The organism is Candidatus Dactylopiibacterium carminicum (assembly GCF_014736495.1).
In the GTDB taxonomy this organism is placed as follows: domain Bacteria; phylum Pseudomonadota; class Gammaproteobacteria; order Burkholderiales; family Rhodocyclaceae; genus Uliginosibacterium; species Uliginosibacterium carminicum.
This window is the reverse complement of record NZ_MDUX01000022.1, coordinates 15,720-34,940: the sequence shown is the minus strand read 5'-3', so window position 1 is coordinate 34,940 and position 19,221 is coordinate 15,720. Positions and strand designations below refer to the sequence as shown.

The following is a 19,221-nucleotide window of genomic DNA, read 5'->3' as shown; positions in this document are numbered from 1 at the left end:
CGCTAAACTCGCGGCCCGTAACAGGCTGACATCATCCAACCCGCTTTCCGGACCTGTACGACTGTGATCAACCCTCATGTCTGGAAGTCTCTGCCCTTGTCGCGCGTACTGCACGGGATACTGTTTTTCTGCCTGATGGCGATGCCGGGCGCATGGGCGTCGGATCCCCCTCGCCTGACCGAAGCACAGACTTCGCATGCCGCCATCGTCTGGGGCATCGTCAGCTACACGCGCTGGCCGGTGCAGCCTTCGCCGCTGCGCGTCTGCTTCATCGGCCAGACCACGCAGGCCGAGGCCATCCAGCGGTCGTCCGACTGGATCGAGCCCGAGCACAACAGCGTGATGCTCAAGCTGGACACACCGAACGAGGCGGCCAGCCGCTGCGATCTGCTCTATTTCGGCACCCAGGCCCTGCCAGCCACCGAGCGGATCCTGCGCCAGATCGCCGGCAAGCCCGTCCTGAGCATCGAAGGCCAGGATTTCTGCTCGGCGGGCGGCATGTTCTGTCTGGAAAAGGCTGACGGCAACACCCGCTTCTCGGTGAGTCTGGATGCCGTCTCGCGCAGCCCCCTGCGCATCAATCCCCAGGTATTCCGGCTGTCGCGGCAACTGCGGGAGATCGGCTCATGAGCAACCCGCACCGCATCACGCTGTTCCGTGCATTGCGCCGCACCTACTTCGGCACCACCCTGCTGGCCCTCACGCTTGCCGCGCTGTCACTTGCCACACTGGCTTTCATCACTCTGCGTGCGCAGCAGGACAGGAACCTGGAGCTGATCGCCCGTACCATCGCCTACACCAGCGAGGCCTCGGTGATGTTCACCGACAGCCGTACGGCTTACGAGATCCTGGAGCAGATCGCGCTGCGCGAACACTTGCTGGAAGCAGCCATCCACCTGCCCGACGGCCGTGAATTCGCCCGCTACCAGCGAAGCAGGACCGACGGCATGGGCCGGATCAGCGTGATGCTGGTCAAGGCCTTGCCCCCTGTCCAAGCGCGCACGGAAATCAAACTGGAAAACCGCCTGCTCGGCGAAGTGCGCATCCGCGACAGCGGCGACTTCGTCACCGCATTCTTCTTCCGCGTGGTGGTTGCCGGCATCCTCGGCCTGAGCATCGTGTTGCTGGCCGCGCGCAGCTTCGCCACGCGCGTGGAAAAGCGCCTGGTATCGCAGCTCGATGCGCTCTCGTCCATGACACACGAAGCACGCATCCGCAAGGATTTCAGCCAGCGCCTGCCATCGTTCGAAGTGACCGAGTTCGACCAGCTGGGCAAGGATTTCAACGCCCTGTTCGACGAACTGGAGGAGCGCAACACCGAACTGCTGGCACGCCAACGCCGGCTGGAACAGGCCAACTCCACGCTCTCCCACCTCGCACTGCACGACAGCCTGACCGGGCTCGCCAATCGAGCCTATTTTCACGAGTTCCTGGATACCGCGATTGCTGCGGCCGCGCGCGAGCATCACCAGATCGGCATCCTCTATCTGGACAATGATCGCTTCAAGGAGATCAACGACACCCACGGCCATGCCGCCGGTGACGTACTGCTGGTGGAGGTAGCGCGCCGACTTCGTGACACAGTTCGCGACAGCGATCTCGTTGCCCGCCTGGGGGGCGATGAATTCGCTATTCTGCTCGCCCCGCTGCATGACAGCGTCGATGCGGAGCGTGTCGCACGAAAGATCGAAAGTGCCGTCTCCGCACCGATGCAGCTCAAACCGGGCGTCATCGTGCGCCCCGGCATCAGTGTCGGCATCGCCGTCTTCCCGACGCACGCCGCCAACGGCGAAGCATTGCTGCGCGTGGCGGATCAGGCGATGTACCGGGCCAAGCGCGCCAAGCGTGAGGCTTCCGACGCGGATGCCTCGCCTGGAGAAAGCTCATGAGATCCCTTCCGACCCTCGCCGGACTGCCCGCTCGCCTGAACCTGTTCGCGGGAACATTGCTGCTGGCAGCGCTCACTGCCTGCCAGACGCCGCCTGCCGCGCCCCTCGCCAGGGCAAGCCTGCAGGAGCGCCAGGTCGCCGCGCTCGTGCGCGCCGGGTTCCGGCTCACGGACGGCGGTTGGGCGCTGGATCTGGATAGCCGCATCCTGTTCGACACCGACTCCGATCACCTGGGTGCCCGCTCCCAGGCCACCATCGCCAGGATCGCGCAGACCCTGATCGAAGCGGATATCGACAAGCTCAGCATCGAGGGCCACACCGACAACACGGGAGGCGAAAGCTACAACCTGCGCCTGTCCCAGCGCCGTGCCGAGGCCGTGGCACGCGCCATCGCCGAGCAGGGTATCCCGTACGCAAACATCCAGCAAAGCGGGCTCGGCAGCGCCCACCCGGTCGCAGACAACAGCAATGAAAACGGGCGCGCACAGAACCGCCGCGTCGCCATCATCGTACCGATCAGCTGAAGCACGGATTACACCGGGCAGCCCTCACGGAGCGCTGCCCGCCAGCCCGCGCATGACCTTGCGCCAGGCCAGCTCGGCAGCCTCACCCTGCTCGGCGAACACGCGTTCGAGCAGCTCGCGCTGGGTCTGCGACAGGCGGGCTTCGAGTTCGGCCCCTTCACTGCTCAGCGACAGGCAGCGTGCGCGACCATCGCCCGGATCGGGCGAAACCTCCACCAGTCCCATCGCCACCAGTTGCTTGAGCGGCCCGTGCAGGGCCTGCTTGCTCACCCCCAGGATGGCCAGCAGATCGCTGACGCGTCGCCCTGGATGACGCGCCACGAAATACAGGATGCGGTGATGCAGACGCGCCAGGCCACGTTCGGCCAGGATGGCATCCGGTTTCGCGGTGAAGGCCCGGAACGCATAGAAGATCAGTTCGATGGGCGCAAACGGATCGTCATCGCCGGGCAGCAGATTTACGTCAACCATATTGACTTTTCAGGATCACAGAATCATATTGGTCAAGTCAATTGACCTTTATGGAGAGAACCGTGGAGCATGCCCAGCCGCTGCAACTGGCCAGCCGTACCGCACGCCTGAAATCCTCCCTGGTACGGGACATCCTCGCTGCCGCCGCGCGCCCGGGCATGATCTCGTTCGCTGGCGGCCTGCCCGCGGCGGACCTGATGCCGGCACTCCCCGTGGCAGCCACGGCGAAGCCGGAACTCTACCAGTACGGCACCAGTGAGGGCGAACCGGCCTACCGCACCGCCGTTGCCGCCTGGGTCGGCGAAACCGGCCTGAAGGTATCGCCGGATCAGGTGCTTGCACTGGCCGGCTCCCAGCAAGGACTGGATTTCGCCGCCAAGCTGCTGATCGATGAAGGCACGCCCCTGCTCTGCGAAGGACCGACCTATGTCGCCGCGCTGCAGGTGTTCCAGCTCTTCGGCGCAGATGTGGCGTGCGTGCCTCTGGGCGCAGAGGGGCCTGATCTGGTGGCGTTCGAACATCTGCTGGAAACGAAGCGGCCACGCGCAGCCTACCTGATTCCCTGCTTCCAGAATCCCGGAGGCGCCTGCTACAGCCCTGAGGCGCGCGTCGCCGTGGCAGCCCTGCTGGACCGCTACAACGTGCTACTGATTGAGGATGAGCCCTACCGCAGCGTGGCGCTGGATGTGGCACACCCGATGACGCCGATCTGCGCCCTGCTGCAGCGGGCACCCTGGATCTATCTCGGCAGCTTTTCGAAGATCCTCTGGCCTGGCTGGCGCTTGGGTTTCCTGGCCGCACATCCAGCACTGATGCAGCACCTCGTGCGCCTCAAGCAGGCCGCCGATCTGCATACCCAGCGCCCCGGCCAGGCTGCCGTCGCGCACTGGCTGGGCAGCGATGCACGCACGGCCGATCTGGAGCGTCTGCTCCAGGGCTACCGCTTGCGCCGCGATGCCATGCAGCTGGCACTGCAACGCCATTTCGGCGACATCGCCGACTGGACGATGCCGTGTGGCGGCCTGTTCTTCTGGCTCAGGCTGCGCGACGGGTTGGAGGCCACGCGCGCCACGCTGGACCGGGCCATCGCGCGCGGCGTGGCCTTCATGCCCGGCGAAGCCTTCTTCGTCGATCCTGCGGAGGGACGCCAGTACCTGCGCCTGAACTACAGCCGCGCCACGCCCGAAGAAATGATGCGCGGGCTGGAGTTGCTGGCGGATTGCATCCATGCGAGGGAAACTGCATGACTCCTCCACCTCGCCCGCCATCACGACGAGGTGCTCATGCAGTTGTGCTGAGGGTTTGACCTGAAGCCACAGTAAGTCCATGAGCGGCTGCTATGCTCGGAGGTCCGTCCAGTACGGACGCATTCCGTCATGACAGTCATGAACATCCGCTTCGCCGAAAAGCGTGACCTCCCCGGTCTGCTGGCACTCTACGCCGAGCTGAATCCGGAAGACGGCCCACTCGATGCCGACAGTGCCCGGCTGATCTGGGACCGGATGCTGGCGACGGGTATCCAGCAAGTGCTTGTCGCTGAAACCGGCGATTCGCTGCTGGCCACCTGCAGCCTCGCCATCCTGCCCAACCTGACCCGACGCGGACGATCTTTCGCCGTGATCGAAAACGTGGTGACGGCCGCAAACCACCGCCGCCAGGGGTTCGGCCGTGCCGTGATACAGGCCGCGCTCGAACATGCCCGCACGCAAGGCTGCTACAAGGCGCTGCTGCTGAGTTCCCGCAAGCGCACCGACGCCCACCAGTTCTACGCGGACCTCGGATTCAGCGGCGACAGCAAGTTGGGCTACGAATACCGTTTCCGGGAAGATGCGGCCGACCTGTGACGCCATCTGCCTCGAAGGGAGAGGCGCGGCAGCCCCCGACAGCGCACGTAACCGCGCGATGCTACCCTAGCCTGCAGAAGTACCCGCCGGCAGGAGCCACCAGAATCCGAACGAAAGCCATACCCGCATGATCACCAATGCCAGACGCAACCTCCGGTTGTGGGCCATCCTGACCGCACTGGCCGTGAACACCTTCGGAATCGCGTTGGTGGCTGCCGGGCTGTACATCCTGTACGGCATCGAGATCCACAAGGGCCAGGTGCAGACCCAGAACCTGGCCTATGCCCTGGAGCAGAACGTCAGCCGTCAGGTCGAACGGATCGATTTCTACCTGAACACGCTCGTGGGCGAACTGGGTGATCTTTCCGGCAGCGGCCACCTGACCACCACCAATGTGCAGAAGCGGATCGCCCAGACCAAGGCGATCCTCGAGGAAACGGATGGCTGGATCGTGACCGACCGGCACGGCACGGTCATCCAGCACCAAGGCGCCACGACACTTGAAGCCAGTGTGAGCGTGGCCGATCGCGACTATTTCCTGGCGCTCAGCGCCGGCAGTGCCGATTTTCTGTTCGTCAGTGCCCCGGTATTCAGCCGCATCACCGGTACGCAGGTGTTGATATTCGCCCGCGCCTACCGGGACGGTCAGAGACAATTCGCTGGCGTGGTGCTGGCGGCGCTGCCGTTGGCGCATCTGACCAAGATGCTGTCCGGTTTCTCCATCGGCAGGAACGGCAGCCTGACACTGCGCGATTCGCGGCTCGGCATCATCGCCCGCCATACGGAGACCGGCGGTGCGGAGGCTGCGCCGCCGGGTGATACACGGGTCAGCGAGACGCTGCGCCAGCATCTGCGCAATGGCGAGAAGGCTGCTACCTACATCGCCACCAGCCCGCTGGACAACGTCACCCGGATCAACAGCTACCAGGTGCTGGACAACGCCCCCATGCTCGCGTTCGCGAGCCTGTCGAAGGACGAGGTACTGGAGGGCTGGAAGCAACTGTGCCGGATGGCCGCGCTGCTGCTGGGGTGCTTCCTGCTCATCACCAACGTGTCGGCAGCCTTCCTGTACCGGTACTGGCGACTGCAGCGCCTCTACGTCCAGAAACAGCGCGAGAGTAATACCAGGCTTTCGCAATCCCTGCAGCAGCTCCGCGAACGGGACAACGCCCTGGCCGCTGCGCAAAAAGCCGGCGGCATCGGCACCTACTCACTGGATATCGCAGGCGACCGGTGGACGGCATCCAGACAACTGGATGCCATGTTCGGCATTCCGGAATCCTATCCGCATACGCTAGAAGGCTGGTATTCGAGGCCGACAGGGAACAAATGCTGGACTACTTCCGGGATAGCACGCTCGCCCGGCGCCAGTTCTTCGATCGCGAATACAGGATCGTCCGGCATGACGATCAACGGATCATCTGGGTGCATGGCCTGGGCAAGCTGGAGCTGGATGAAGCAGGCAATCCCGTCAGGATGACGGGCACCATCCAGGACATCAGCGCCCGGCGGGTCGCCGACGAGCGCCTACGCCTGTTCCATGAGGTCTTCCAGGCTGCCACCGAAGGCATCATAGTCACCAGCAGCGAAGGCCACATCATCGAGGTGAACCCGGCATTCACGGCCATCACGGGCTACCCGGCAGAAGAAGCCGTTGGCAAAACGCCGCGCCTGCTGAAATCCGGCTACCAGGACATCGAGTTCTACCAGCACCTGTGGGCGGCGCTGCTCGATCAGGGCGTATGGGCCGGAGAGTTCGTCAACAAACGCAAGGACGGCACGCTCTTCACCCAGCAATCCCGCATCGGTGCCATCCGCAACAGCCAGGGGGAAATCACTCGTTTTGCAGCACTCATCTCGGACGTCACCTCACTCAAGGAAAGCCAGCGCCAGGTGGAGTACCTTGCCTATCACGACGGGCTGACCGGCGCGCTCAACCGGACCTCGCTGTATGCGCAGATGCTCAAGGCGATCAACAAGAGCCAGAAGACCGGCGAGATGCTGGCCGTCTGCTATCTCGACATCGATAACTTCAAGCCGGTCAATGACGAATGGGGGCACGACTTCGGCGACCGCCTGCTTGTCGAAGCCGTCAACCGGCTCCAGACCTGCATCCGCGCGAGCGATGCCGTGGCCCGCCTGGGCGGTGACGAATTCGTTGTGCTGCTATGCGGGATCAAGCACGCAGAAGCCATCGCCGAAACCGTGGAGCGCATCCTGCGCTCCGCCTCCGAGCCCTACACGATCGACGAGATCATCGTCGTCACCACGATCAGCGTAGGCATCGCCGTCTACCCGGACGAACTTGCCCAAGACCCGGATACCCTCATCCGCAACGCCGACCACGCGATGTACGAAGCCAAGCGCAGCGGCAAGAACCGCATGCACTTCTTCGACCAGGAAGGGGACCGCAAACAGCGCGAATTCCAGACCCAGTACGCGCGGCTTTCCAGTGCGCTGGAGTACAGCGAATTCCGCCTGCATTACCAGCCCAAGGTGGCGCTGCGTACCGGTGAGGTGATGGGCGTGGAGGCACTCATCCGCTGGCAGCACCCCACCGAGGGGCTGCTGCCACCCGGCGACTTCCTGCCAGTGATCGAATCGACAGAGCTGACGTTGCCGGTCGGAGAATGGGTGCTGCACGAAACCTTGCGCCAGAAGCAGCGCTGGCAGAAGCAGGGCATCAATCTCTCGGTCAGCATCAACGTCTTCGCCAAGCATCTGCAGCGCCCGGACTTCGCCGAGCGCCTCCAGCGCATCCTCGCCCGCTTCCCGGAGGTCGATCCCACCGGTCTTGAACTGGAGATTCTGGAGACGACCGCGATGGAAAATCTGGACGACATCATCCGTTGCCTCGACGAATGCAGGCGCATCGGCGTGCGTTTCTCGCTGGACGACTTCGGTACCGGCTATTCCTCGCTCACCTATTTCCGCAAGCTGCCGGTGGATGCGGTGAAGATCGACCGCTCCTTCGTGCGCGACATGCTGGGTAACCGCAACGATCAGGCACTGGTGCGCAGCATCGTCAGCATGGCGCGCACGCTTGGCCGCCAGGTCATCGCCGAAGGCGTCGAAACGCTGGAGCATGGCGACTACCTGATCGATTACGGCTGTGACCAGGCCCAGGGATTCGGTGTAGCCCGCCCGATGCCACCGGAAATGCTGCCGGACTGGATCGCCCGCTGGCAGATGCCCGAAGGCTGGCGCGCCCGTCAAGACCGCACCGGCTGATTCCGGGCGACGGAATCGCGCTTTCGGCGTTCATCTGCCCCAAGGCCCCGCCCGTCAAACACATTGTCATAAAACATCGCCTGCCGGCCGCTCTGTGGCGACCCATGGCCACTTTCCGCCGCAAGGCCGGGCTTATCTTCTGGCACTCGAATTCCCTGCCAGAAAGACAGTCATGACCCGCCCCTGCCCACCCCGTCTTTCCACCGCGCTCGCATGCGCCTGCCTGCTGACGTCATTGCACGGTTGCGGCGGTGGCGGTGGCACCAATGCGCCCACGGAGAGCCCTGCCATCTCCCCATCGGGTAGCAGTGCCTACAGTATCGCCAGCAGCACTTCGTCCAGCAGCGTCACCAGCAGTCGTTCGTCCTCCAGCAGCAGTGCGCTGGCGACCAGCACGCCGTCCTCATCCTCCAGCAGCGAGGCCGCTGCCGCATCCTGCGCGGCCTACCAATGGCCGGGCTATACCCCGGATCTGGATTACGACATCAAGACCGACACCACCAACAGCACGGTGGATCCTGCGAACTTCAAGGTTTACCTCGGCTGCAGCGCCAGTCTGGTCGCGGGTTACAAGACCTCCGGCCGATTCGCCTTCATCTGGGGCAAGAACCGCAATGCCTCCATCACTGATACCGACATCGACCGCGTGCTGGCAAACCTCAACGAGGATGCCGATTACATCCACGACACCATGGGCTGGCCGGTCGACAAGCTGCAGCAGAATGGCTACTACAGCAACGTCTATCTCTACGGTTCGGGCCTGTGCACCGATAGCGCCAGCAACACCGAGAAAGGCGGCTGGCAAAGCAGCTACGGCGGCTATCCGATGGTGCTGCTCTCCTACTACCCGGTGATCACCGCAAGCGAGCGCGGCGGCATCACGCATGAATACATCCACGCCATCATGGCCAGCATGGGCAACAAGGCCGCCTGGTTCAACGAAGGTTCCAACACCTGGTTGCAGATGAATATGGAGGCCGCCCGCACCGGCACCCACGGCGTCGGTTTCCTGGATGGCGCGCCCTTCCTCGCGCCACACATGCCCGTCGAAAACTACAGCGGCTGGCTGCAGGACGGCAGCTTCGGCGGTCCCAATGCCGAAGGGGTGAACCTCATCAGCAACGGCCAGCAGGTTTCCACCTGGCGCGAATACCTGGGTGGTAACCAGTACAACTCGGCCTTTTCGCACTTCATCGCGCTCTACCTCTTCAAGGGCTCGAACGCCTGGATCTGGAAGAAAGGCACGCAGAACCACATCCTGCGCTCACTGGCCGGCGGGCTTGGCGAAACACAGATCCGCCACCTGATCATGGAATACCGCGCCCGCCAGGCCATGGTGGATTTTGGTGCCTGGAGCGAGGGTTTCAAGGTGCCGATCAACCAGCACTGGGGCCGTACCATTTCGTCCGAGCGTATCGACGGCGGCATCCAGCAACAGACCACGCATCGCCTGAGCTTCTATGCCGCCACCACGCAAAGCGGCGACACGCTTACGCCGGCCACCGATACCCTGCCCGGCTGGAGCGGGGCGAACCAGATCCCGTTGAGCGTCAGCGGCAACAAGGTTCGTGTGAGTTTTCAACCGCTGGGTGCCAACATGCGCTTCCAGCTGGCTTACTGCGCTGCTGATGGCAGCACGGTCTACAGCCAGCCGGTAGCCAATGGCGAGGCCTGCCTGAATCTCGCGAAACCGCCGAAGAACGGCACGGTCGTCGGCGTGGTCAGCAATGTAGACTACCTCTACGAAGGCGAAACCACACGCAAGGCAAAATTCGACTATCGCCTGCAGTTGCTCGAAGGCATCTCGGGTACAGCAGGGCTCTACGACAAGTATTACCAGTAAGTTCCATCACATCACGGCCGGATGACGCAAACACGGCGGAAGCGGCCGGGATTCACTCCAAGGCAATCTCATCGGGCTTGAACGCCGGAACAGGCCAGATCCCGATCAACCCATCGATACCGCTCGAAGGGATGAGCACCGCCCCGACGAAAGCCCGGCGTCAGCGACTTGCCGCCACACCGTCGATCTGGATCAGGACGGCCTCGCTCACGAATGCACTGGTGATCGTCGTCCGCGCGGGTGCATTCTCCGGAAAATACTGCAGCCAGGCCCGGTGCATCCCGTTGAAATCTTCGATATTGCGCAGGATCACCGTGACCTTGAGCATATCCTGCAGTCCCAGGCCGATTTCGCCGAGGGCGTCGCGCAAATGCGCAAAGGTCTCAGCCGTCTGGGCTTCAATGGTGGTCAAGCGCTGCCCGTCGGCATCCTTCGTGGCACCGAAATGGCTGATCTGCACCTGACCGTTGGACACGACGAAGGTCGATATGCCATAGCGGTCATAAGGTGGGAGGGCAATGTGCTGAGGCATGTGACAACTCCGGAAAAAGAGGGAGCCGGCATATTGTGCCCAAGTGCACCGCCAGACTTGATCGTGATCGGCAGATTGACCGTGACATATGGCAACCGGCGGCTCGGCGTGACACGACACCACGGCTATCCGGCTGAAGCCGACCCCACAAGGCCGATCTCGCCTCGTAGGCCAGTTCTTTGCCTTGCCAGCTCGCAAACGGCTTTTCAGGCCACCACCAGCACCGGCCAATGCAACAGTGCAACAGTGACGGCCATCCCCGAAAAGAGCTGACCGCCGAGCACGATCACTTCATGCCATTCGCCTGTGCGCCCGCTGGCCTGCACCAGACTCCTAGAGATAACCGGCGCCACATGCGGTAGCAATACGCCTGCTGCATGATTGATTTCTGACCCATATTTTACCCGGACAAAACTTGGCAGCAAACTTCACCCGGATTAAATTAAACAGCCCAATTTGATCCGGATAAAAATAATGTCTTCCTATACCGCCTTTTCCGGCCGGCAGCGCGCTGCGGCCGGTTCTCTCGCCGATATCGTCCACGCACTGACGAACACCCCGCCCGCGGACGCTACCCTGCTCGTCTTCGACGATACAAGCGGCGATATCGTGGAGCTCGATCTTCACGGCAGCCTGGAAAAAGCACTGGCGCGTCTGCCGGAAGCGCCCGGCACAATCGACAAACCGGGCCCCGGGCGACCAAAGCTTGGCGTGGTGGCACGCGAGGTCACCCTGCTGCCGCGCCACTGGGAATGGTTGGCTGCCCAGCCTGGCGGCGCATCGGTCGTGTTGCGCAAGCTGGTCGAGGAGGCAAGCCGGAGCAGCCGCGCGAAAGACAAGGCTCGCGCCTCGTGTGAGGCCTGCCATCGTTTCATGTCCCATCTGTGCGGCGACGAGCCTGGTTTCGAGGAGGCCACGCGCGCCCTGTTCGCCGGGGATTTCGATAGCGTGCGCACGCAGATAGTTCGCTGGCCAGCCGATCTGTGTGCGTACGCCGAAAAGCTGCTGTACGCCGCGCAGCACGATGCCTATGAAGCACGAGAGGATTGACGCTTTCCGGACGGAGACGGGGCACAAGACGCTTGGCCGCAGACAGACTGTCACCGCATGTGACCGATCACAGATTGTGTCAATCTGCAAACTTACATTCTCTGTTACTTTAGTTTACAAACCCGAGTCCGCTGACTTAGCGTCCGGTTGCCTGTATGGCATTCAGGAATCCCCCCGATGAAGAGCGCATGAAAGGCTTCTTTCAGGAAGAATGCGCCAAGGATATCCAGCCGGATGGCGGCATTCAAATACGAGAAGATTCGAGGAGCTACTGTGGCAAACAACAAGGCGGTCGCGTTTCTGGCACGAGAGATCGGGAGCAGCGCATCGGAAATGCTCTTCAAGGGTGCACTGGCGGCTGTGGAACACAGCGGGCAGAGCCTGGTGGTATTCCGCGGGGGGTACATCGGCAAGGATCCCGGGGCAGTCATCTACGACAACATCAACGCAGAATTTCTCGGCGCCATCGACTGGGCCTCTGCCAGCCAGGATGCCAGCAAACATCCGGTTGCCCGTCAGAAGCGGATCCCTCTGGTCACGCTGACTCAGCACATCCCGCCTCACCCGGTGGTGGTCAACGATAGCCATTCCGGTATCCACGCATTGGTCGAGCATCTGATACGCGACCATGGCAAGCGCCGCATCGCCTTCTTCCGCGGCCCCGAGGGCCATCCGCTGGCGCAGGAGCGCTTCAAGGCCTATCAGGAAGTGCTCTCGGAAAACGGCATCGCCTTCGAGGAGTGGCTGGTTTCCCCTTGTGGCAACTGGGACCGTGTACGTGGCAACGAGCTGCTCCGCCTGTTCATCGAGGAGCGTCGTCTGAAACCAGGGGAGGATTTCGATGCGGTGGTCTGCGTCAATGACAACCTCGCCATCGGCACCATCATCGAATGCCAGGCACGGGGGATCCGCGTACCCGAAGACATCGCGGTGACAGGCTGCAATGACATTCTCGACGCACGCGTGAACATGCCGCCGGTATCCACCGTGGCGCTGCCGGGCGACACCCAGGTCGCCCGGGCGCTAGATGTACTGAACGCGATGCTGCGCAAGGAGCATCCGCAAGACTCGACCCGCCTGCCGGGGCAGGCCATTCTGCGCCAGTCCTGCGGCTGCGCCTCGCAACAGGTCGTGGCGGCTGCCTCCGCGGTCTGGTACCGCTGCGCGGGCGCCTGGGTCTGGGCACGCGCCTGGTCAGTGTGCTTCGCTCGCTGGGTTTTTACAGCGCAGGCCGTACCCGCGCCGCCATCGTGGAGGCACTGCAAGCCCAGACCAAGGGCGCCCAGACATACGCCCAGCTGTTCGAATCCGTCGCAGAGGAGCTGGTGGAGGCTTTCGCCGCGGAGACCGGCTGGTCGCGCAGAAGCGGTGCTTTCAGCCAGGCCCTGGGGGATGTCATCCGTCGTTTCGAAGCGAACGGCCTAAGCGCGGAAACCCTGCACATCGCCCTTTCGACGCTGCGTCGCCAGCGCCTGCCCAGTCTTTGGCGGCGCGGCCGCATCCTGCGCGCGGAGGATGTGCTCGCGCAGGCCCGCGTCATGCTCTCGGAAGTCGCCATCCAGCTGCACGAGAGAGCTCAGATGAAATCACTGGAGCTGGAACGCGCCGTGAGCCAGCTTGGCGCGAAGATGACTACCACGCAGGAAACCGCCACGCTGGTGAAGCTGCTGCATCAAGAGTTGCCCAAGCTCGGCATTCCGGCCTTCTACCTCGGCGTCTATGAAGGAGAAGCCGGCTGGGATCGCCTCACCGTGCCCAGCCGCCTGCGCCTGCTGACGGCGTTCGACAAGGGCAATCCACTGCAGCTGAACAAGGATGTGCTGGCGGTCGACGAACTGATCCCCTTCATCCTGAGCCGCAGCCACGAACGCCAGAGTCTGGTCGCCGTGCCGCTGCATTTCAACGAGATGCAGATCGGTCTGGCCGTCTTCGTGCTGGGGCCGCGCGACGGCATGCTCTACGAATCGATGAAGGTACAGCTCTCCAGTTCGCTCTACGGCAACTTGCTGCGTCAGACGCTACGCGACACGCTCAACGGCATGGAAGGCAAGGTGGCTGAAGTCTCCGGCAACTCCGAGCAGATCAAGCTCAACGTGCGCAACGGCTCCTCCTCGATGGAGGGTGTGGTGGGCAGCATCCGCGGCATTTCGCAGCATGTGCAGGAAGTCGCCAGCGTGATCGACGAAGCCGTGAAGCTTGCGGCCGGCGCCGCTTCCGATATCGCCACGCTGAACAAGCAGTCCCAGGAAATCACCAAGGTCACCGGCCTGATCACCGAGATTGCGCAGCAGACCAACATGCTGGCGCTCAACGCAGCCATCGAGGCCGCGCGCGCGGGCGAGGCCGGGCGTGGTTTTGCCGTGGTGGCCGAGGAGGTCAAATCCCTCGCAGTGAATACGGTGAATTCCTCGGCCAGCATCCACAAGCTGATTCAGAGCGTGCGCGAAAGCGCGACGCGCACCCAGCAATCCATCGACGGCATGAACGAAATCATGCGCAAGGTCGCCGACAGCTCCGGCGGCATCGCCATCTCCATCGCCGATCAGGAGCAGGCCAGTGACGCCATTTCCCATACGCTCACCGAGGCAGCGCGGGGCACCGAGGAAATCGCCACGGCACTGGCCGAGCTGGATGCATTGAGCCGCAATGCCGGACGAATCTGAGCCCTGAGGGCGGACTCCGGGCCTGCAGCCCAGAGCAACCGCCCGTCCAGACATATTGGGGTTTTCCCTAACACGAGAGATAATGGCGCCTCTGTTTCTCCATCAAGAGGTTTCATCATGTCCCTCGTCCATCGTTTCCTGCTGGCGCTGGCCATGCTGCTGTGCGCCCCTGCATTCGCGGCCGGCCCGGCAGCCTGGTCGCCACAGGAAGCGGACCACCCGAGTACGGTTTCCTTGCGGGCTTTCCTGGAGCGCATGCGCAGCATCACCGGCTCTGCCCCCGACACCGTGCTGCCGGTGGCCGTGGGCCGCAACCAGACCGCACTGTACGAAGCGCTGCGCAAGGAAGAAATCCGCGTGGCGGTGATGACCAGCAGCGCCGTCGGCCGTGTCGCCCCCATGGCACGGGTCATGAACCTGCCCTACATCCTCGCCAACTCCCGCCAGATGTTCTCGATGCTCGACGGCGAGATCGGCCAGCAGATGGAAGCCCAGATGGCCGCCAACGGACTGGTAGTGCTGGGCTGGTATGACGGTGCCACGCGCACCATGTATTCGCGCAAGAAACTCGATTCGGTATCTGCCTTGCAGAACGTGAAGATCCGCATCCCCTCCCGCAAGGATCTTTCCTCACTGGTCGAATCCCTGGGTGGCGTGCCGCAGAAAATCGATTACGAGCAGGTCAACAGCTCCTTCGACCAAGGCCAGATCGACGCAGCCGAAAACGATCTGCTTTCCTACGAAACAGAAGGCCACTACAAGCGCGCACCGTACTACTACCTGAACAACAACCACATCGTGCAGTTCGAAGCCCTCGTCGTGACCAAGTCCTGGTTCGACAAGCTGCCAGTCACCCAGCGCGAAGCCCTGAAGGCGGCGGGCCGAGAATCGGCCGCAGCCAACCGCAAGACCTGGACGGATCGCATGGCAAAAGCGCGCACGCGTCTGGAGAAAGAAGGCGTGAAGTTCGTGGAATACGGCAACAGTGGCGTACTGCTCTCGCGCGCTGCAGCGGTCTACCGCCCCTACATGCAAGATCCCGCCACGCGTGATCTGCTGGTCACCCTGATGACCAGCCGCATGTGACACCACCGGGGTCTTCCAGCGCGCGGCTGCATGCCGACATGGCTGGAGGCCCTTGCGCCGGCGCCTTCATAGCAGAGGTTTACATCGATCAAACGGAATTAACATCCGTGCGTGCAAGAATCCCGCAAGCTGACGCACGTTCATGCTCGGCTTTCTTGGGAGAGATCGATGTTCCGTTCCGTATCCGGAAAACCATTGGGTTACCTGTCGGCAGCACTGGTACTGTTGATTGCAGGCTGCGGAGGCGGAGGCGGCGACAGCACCGACAGCGGTACCCAGGCCAACAGTTACAGCAGCAGCAGCTCAAGTGCGGGCGCCTCATCGAGCTCGACAAGTTCAGCTACCAGCAGCCTGAGTTCGTCGAGTGCCGGCAGTTCGGCCAGCACGGCAAGCTCCAGCGCAACCAGCGGCCTGCTGTCCGTGGCCTGCTCGGGCAGCAACTGCGCCGCCGCGAGTGCCACCGAATACAGCGGCAGCGGAATCGGTATCTGGAGTTCCGGCAGCAGCACCTCGGCCAGACAGGGCACGTTCACGCTCAGCGGCGTCAGCGGCAAGACCGTCACGCTGATCTGGACGAACCTTTCCAGCACGGCGAAAACGGGCACCCTCAGCGCCACCGCCAACGTCAGTCACGGCGGCGGCACAGACGCCGCACAATTGCGTGAAGCCATGGAGGCCAGCAAGCCTTTCGTTGCCTCTGGCTTGACCAACGGCGCGCAGCAACTTTCAGCGTCGGTCAGCAGCAACATCCAGGCTAGCTATACCGTCGGCAGCAGCACGCGCAGCTGGTACGACGCCGTCACCGGCACCACCCTCAGCACGGTCCTGCGCCAACAAGCCGGACTCAGCAACGGCCAGAACCTTAACGTCTGGGTACAGAACAGTGCCTGGACCGCCACGGGTGCCAGCAACAAGGTCACCCAGACACTGGTGGATCTCGTCAGTAGCGAGTTCGCCAATTCCGGCACCGGCATCTTCGACCTCGCTACCAGCGTAGCCGGACAGCCCTGGGGTACGACGGGCAACGCCAACCTGATCAGCAGCAGCCAGGATATCCACATCGTCGTCACCAATTTCACAAACGACAACACGGCCAGCAGCGTGCTGGGCTACTTCTATGCGGCGAACAATTTTCTGAAGACCACCAGCGGCATGGGCAACAGCAACGAAGCCCTGGTGTTCTTCATCGACGCGCAAAGCCTTGCCAGCGCCGCCACGATGTATCAGGACATCATGGTCAGCACACTCGCCCATGAGTTCACCCACATGATCAACTTCTATCAACGTGAGGTTTTGAAGGGATCGAGTTACGGATTCGATACCTGGCTGGAAGAAGCCAGCGCGATGATGATGGAGGATCTGCTCAACCCGCTGATCATCACCAGTTTCAACGACATCCGGGATTCCCGGATCCCAGGCTGGCTGGCAGCAGGCATCAACAACTGCAGCCTGAACGTATACGATGCCAATTCCAGCACCTGCTTCAGCTACAACATCGGCGCGGCCTACGGCGCCTACCTGTTGCGGCAGTACGGCGTGGGCTTCTACAAGACGCTGCTGCAGAGCGACAACACCGACAGCCTCACGGCGCTGGAAAAATCGATCGCGGCCTCCGACAGCAGCGCAGGTTTTCTCTCCAGCCTGCCGCGCTGGGGAGCGAGCATCGCATTGCTCGACAGCAGCCTCCTGCCGACCGGCTTCGGCTATCCGGCGCGCTCCGTCTCGGTCAATGGCAACAGCTACACGGTGCCCGCGCTGAACGGACCGGACTACGCCAGTGATCGCAAGCTGTCCTCGCTGCCAAACAGCCTCAAGGCCTATGCCCATGCAGCTCAGAGCTACAGCGCCAGCGGCAGCACTTTCAGCCGTACGGTGAGCATCCCGGCGAACACCGTGCTGACTGTAGTCGTCAATTGAGTGGCGTGAAAGGAGGAACGACATGTCGCTGCGTACCCGCCTCACCGGCCTCGTCTGCTGTCTCGCGCTGAGCGCCTGTGCCGCCACACCGATCACTTCCCATCAGGGCGTGCTGCACCTCAAAGGCAATGCCCCGTTCGTCTATCCGATCCTGGAAGAAAGGGATGGCAGGCAATGGCGCCTGGAGGGGCTGTCGACAAACACAGCCGAACAGCTGCAGAACCAGCGCGAGGATGGGTCTGCCGCCCTCGCCGGTCATTGAGTTCTGGCAGGCCTGCACGCGAATTCACACCAGCCACTGCAGCAGCCAAAGCACCAGCATGCCTGCCGCAATCGTCGCCAGCACGTTGCGCAGATACACAGCCACCGCGATGGCCGCCAGCCCCGCAAACAGGCGCAGATTGTCCAGCCCCAGGGCGAATTCGCCCTCACGCATGAACAGTTCCGGCGCGATCAAGGCCGCCAGCACGGCCGGCGGCACATAACGCAGCAAGGCCTGAAAACGCGGATTGTTGGGTAACCAGCGCGCCCCGGCGATGAAGGAAAGCCGGATCAGGAAGGTGATCAAACCGCAGGCCGCCATGGCCAGCACGATGCGCCATTCACTCATGGGCGGAACCCCTGTCGAAACGCCGCAGCAACACCCCGGCCAGCATGCCTGCCCCGGCGGCCAGCAGGATCCACAATTTGTGCGGCAGGCCGAAGGCGGCCAGTGCCACCCCCGCAGCGATGAAGGCGGCCAGCAATTCGCTGCGCCGTGAAACCGAAAGCACCAACAGGGCGATGAAGGTCAGGGCTACGGAGAAATCCAGCGACCAGCCCGGCGGAATCGCCGCGCCGATCAACACGCCGCCCAGCGTGGCCAGCTGCCAGACGGCCCAGAGCGTGATGCCCGTTCCGAACAGAAACCAGTGCCGCGCGGCACTCGTCGGACCATCCCGAAAGCGCGGCATCGCCGCGACGAAGGCCTCATCAGTCAGCAGATAGGCCAGCAACAGCTTCCAGCGCCAGGGCAGATCTTTCAGATACCGGGCGATTGCCGCGCTGTAGAGCGCGTGACGCAGATTCACCACCCCTACCGTCCCCACAGTAACGGCCCCAGGCGTTGCTGCGCCCCACAGCTGGGCAAACACGATCTGCGAAGAGCCACCGAAGATCAGCGAAGAGCTGAGCACCACGGCCCAACCCGGCATGCCGGCACTTAGCCCCATCACGCCATAAATCAGGCCGAACGGCACCACGCCCAGCAGTAGCGGCGCTTCGGCGCGCACGCCGGCCAGGAATTCGCTCAGCCGATCCGGCCCGGGTTCAAAGACAACGGACATCGACACCCATACCTCGAAATAAAGGACGGATTATCCGCGATGGCGGCGCTCCGGCTAGAACCCCCGTGCAGGTTCAGCGTGATGGCAACCGCAAGGTTCGCGCCACCACCAGATTGGTCACCGCACTCGCACCACTGGCCTTCAGCGTGGCCGCCAGTTCAGCCAACGTGGCACCACTGGTCATCACGTCATCGACGACGATGATCCGTTGTCCGCTGAAATCCTGCCGGCACACGAAGCTCCCGCGCACGGCGCGCTTTCTTTCCTGCTGGCGCAAGCCGGCCAGCTTCGGTGTATCGACCCTGCGCACCACATCCTGCAAACGGCACGGCAAGCCGACACCGCGCGCATACCGTCGCGCCAGCTCCGCCGCCTGGTTGAACCCGCGGCTGGCGAGACGCGCCGGATGCAAAGGCATCGGCAGCACACAGTCAGCCTGTGGCTCGGGCAAGCTGCACAGCAATGCCTGCGCGAACCAGTCCACCAAGGCGAAACCCCGACCATGCTTGAGCGCCAGGACCATCGCACGCACAGCGCCGGCATACACCAGCGGCGCGTGTGTGGCGTCGAATGCCGGCGGGCGACGCAGGCAGCGTCCGCACAAACCCTCACCGGGCACGGGCAGGCCGCAGCACCGGCACAACGCCCCCAGCGCACGTGGCAGCTCCGCATCGCAAGCAGCACAGAGGGCTTCGTGCCTGGAGCTTTCACCACACATCCAGCAGCTATGTGGCCAGAGCACATTCAGCCCCGTATGCAGCCAGCGGCCCAGGTGGTTTGACAAGCCTTCCTCCATTTCCGATCATTGCGCGCGCTCAGCGCACTCTGTCCATCACCCCCGACACC

Annotated in this window: 19 protein-coding genes; 13 read left to right on the top strand and 6 right to left on the bottom strand. The window is 63.0% G+C overall.

Annotation, left to right across the window (positions count from 1 at the left end; genetic code table 11):
* The first annotated feature begins 63 nt into the window (after positions 1 to 63).
* The 3 genes from yfiR to yfiB are packed head-to-tail and all read left to right on the top strand — an operon-like array spanning position 64 to position 2,413.
* On the top strand, positions 64 to 630 hold the full coding sequence (yfiR, locus tag BGI27_RS08465; RefSeq protein ID WP_095530356.1) for a regulatory sequestration protein YfiR: 567 nt from the start codon (positions 64 to 66) through the stop codon (positions 628 to 630).
* The gene (dgcN, locus tag BGI27_RS08460; RefSeq protein WP_095524436.1) at positions 627 to 1,889 is read left to right on the top strand and encodes a diguanylate cyclase DgcN/YfiN; all 1,263 of its coding nucleotides are present in this window, start codon (positions 627 to 629) and stop codon (positions 1,887 to 1,889) included. Before yfiR ends, dgcN begins: the two co-directional genes overlap by 4 nt.
* Positions 1,886 to 2,413, top strand: a complete 528-nt coding sequence (gene yfiB, locus BGI27_RS08455; RefSeq protein ID WP_095524435.1) for an outer membrane lipoprotein YfiB — start codon at positions 1,886 to 1,888, stop codon at positions 2,411 to 2,413. The genes dgcN and yfiB overlap by 4 nt, the downstream gene beginning before the upstream one ends.
* A gap of 24 nt (positions 2,414 to 2,437) precedes the next feature.
* On the opposite strand, the gene BGI27_RS08450 is transcribed toward yfiB, so the two are convergent.
* A complete protein-coding gene (locus BGI27_RS08450; protein WP_095524434.1) occupies positions 2,438 to 2,884 on the bottom strand; it encodes a MarR family winged helix-turn-helix transcriptional regulator in 447 nt (148 codons plus the stop codon).
* A gap of 62 nt (positions 2,885 to 2,946) precedes the next feature.
* Between BGI27_RS08450 and BGI27_RS08445 the strand changes: the two genes are divergently transcribed.
* The 4 genes from BGI27_RS08445 (at position 2,947) to BGI27_RS08430 (ending at position 9,802) form a co-directional block, all read left to right on the top strand.
* A complete protein-coding gene (locus tag BGI27_RS08445) occupies positions 2,947 to 4,131 on the top strand; it encodes an aminotransferase-like domain-containing protein (protein WP_095524454.1) in 1,185 nt (394 codons plus the stop codon).
* Positions 4,132 to 4,260: 129 nt separating this feature from the next.
* Positions 4,261 to 4,728 (top strand): GNAT family N-acetyltransferase, encoded by a 468-nt coding sequence (locus BGI27_RS08440; RefSeq protein ID WP_095524433.1) that lies wholly within the window; start codon positions 4,261 to 4,263, stop codon positions 4,726 to 4,728.
* A gap of 1,329 nt (positions 4,729 to 6,057) precedes the next feature.
* Positions 6,058 to 7,959: a putative bifunctional diguanylate cyclase/phosphodiesterase gene (locus BGI27_RS08435; protein WP_095524431.1), complete on the top strand. Its 1,902-nt coding sequence runs from the start codon at positions 6,058 to 6,060 to the stop codon at positions 7,957 to 7,959.
* 172 nt (positions 7,960 to 8,131) lie between these two features.
* Positions 8,132 to 9,802: a hypothetical protein gene (locus BGI27_RS08430; RefSeq protein ID WP_186815400.1), complete on the top strand. Its 1,671-nt coding sequence runs from the start codon at positions 8,132 to 8,134 to the stop codon at positions 9,800 to 9,802.
* Positions 9,803 to 9,962: 160 nt separating this feature from the next.
* Here the strand turns inward: BGI27_RS08430 and BGI27_RS08425 are convergent, their stop codons facing one another.
* Positions 9,963 to 10,334 carry a RidA family protein gene (locus BGI27_RS08425; RefSeq protein WP_095524430.1) on the bottom strand — a complete coding sequence of 124 codons (372 nt, stop codon included), beginning with the start codon at positions 10,332 to 10,334 and terminating at the stop codon, positions 9,963 to 9,965.
* A gap of 474 nt (positions 10,335 to 10,808) precedes the next feature.
* Between BGI27_RS08425 and BGI27_RS08420 the strand changes: the two genes are divergently transcribed.
* The 4 genes from BGI27_RS08420 to dctP all read left to right on the top strand — a co-directional run bounded on the left by BGI27_RS08420 (position 10,809) and on the right by dctP (position 15,133).
* Positions 10,809 to 11,384, top strand: a complete 576-nt coding sequence (locus BGI27_RS08420) for a DUF2239 family protein (RefSeq protein WP_095524429.1) — start codon at positions 10,809 to 10,811, stop codon at positions 11,382 to 11,384.
* Positions 11,385 to 11,657: 273 nt separating this feature from the next.
* Entirely contained in the window at positions 11,658 to 12,809 is a 1,152-nt protein-coding gene (locus BGI27_RS08415) for a LacI family DNA-binding transcriptional regulator (RefSeq protein WP_170942985.1), read from the top strand.
* A 113-nt stretch (positions 12,810 to 12,922) separates the two neighbouring features.
* Positions 12,923 to 14,047 (top strand): methyl-accepting chemotaxis protein, encoded by a 1,125-nt coding sequence (locus tag BGI27_RS18665; protein WP_141239738.1) that lies wholly within the window; start codon positions 12,923 to 12,925, stop codon positions 14,045 to 14,047.
* Positions 14,048 to 14,164: 117 nt separating this feature from the next.
* Positions 14,165 to 15,133 carry a TRAP transporter substrate-binding protein DctP gene (gene dctP / locus BGI27_RS08405; protein ID WP_095524426.1) on the top strand — a complete coding sequence of 323 codons (969 nt, stop codon included), beginning with the start codon at positions 14,165 to 14,167 and terminating at the stop codon, positions 15,131 to 15,133.
* A 287-nt stretch (positions 15,134 to 15,420) separates the two neighbouring features.
* Here dctP and BGI27_RS08400 read toward each other — a convergent pair whose 3' ends face one another.
* A complete protein-coding gene (locus BGI27_RS08400) occupies positions 15,421 to 15,738 on the bottom strand; it encodes a hypothetical protein (protein ID WP_170942984.1) in 318 nt (105 codons plus the stop codon).
* A 52-nt stretch (positions 15,739 to 15,790) separates the two neighbouring features.
* On the opposite strand from BGI27_RS08400, the gene BGI27_RS08395 reads away from it, so the two are divergent.
* Together BGI27_RS08395 and BGI27_RS08390 are read left to right on the top strand one after the other, a co-directional pair.
* Positions 15,791 to 17,050: a M30 family zinc metallopeptidase gene (locus BGI27_RS08395; RefSeq protein ID WP_170942983.1), complete on the top strand. Its 1,260-nt coding sequence runs from the start codon at positions 15,791 to 15,793 to the stop codon at positions 17,048 to 17,050.
* Positions 17,051 to 17,072: 22 nt separating this feature from the next.
* On the top strand, positions 17,073 to 17,312 hold the full coding sequence (locus BGI27_RS08390; protein ID WP_095524424.1) for a hypothetical protein: 240 nt from the start codon (positions 17,073 to 17,075) through the stop codon (positions 17,310 to 17,312).
* A gap of 24 nt (positions 17,313 to 17,336) precedes the next feature.
* Here BGI27_RS08390 and BGI27_RS08385 read toward each other — a convergent pair whose 3' ends face one another.
* The 3 genes from BGI27_RS08385 to BGI27_RS08375 all read right to left on the bottom strand — a co-directional run bounded on the left by BGI27_RS08385 (position 17,337) and on the right by BGI27_RS08375 (position 19,159).
* Entirely contained in the window at positions 17,337 to 17,660 is a 324-nt protein-coding gene (locus BGI27_RS08385) for an AzlD domain-containing protein (RefSeq protein ID WP_095524423.1), read from the bottom strand.
* On the bottom strand, positions 17,653 to 18,375 hold the full coding sequence (locus BGI27_RS08380; protein WP_095524422.1) for an AzlC family ABC transporter permease: 723 nt from the start codon (positions 18,373 to 18,375) through the stop codon (positions 17,653 to 17,655). Before BGI27_RS08380 ends, BGI27_RS08385 begins: the two co-directional genes overlap by 8 nt.
* Positions 18,376 to 18,448: 73 nt before the next feature.
* Positions 18,449 to 19,159, bottom strand: a complete 711-nt coding sequence (locus tag BGI27_RS08375; RefSeq protein ID WP_223871695.1) for a ComF family protein — start codon at positions 19,157 to 19,159, stop codon at positions 18,449 to 18,451.
* Positions 19,160 to 19,221 lie beyond the last annotated feature (62 nt).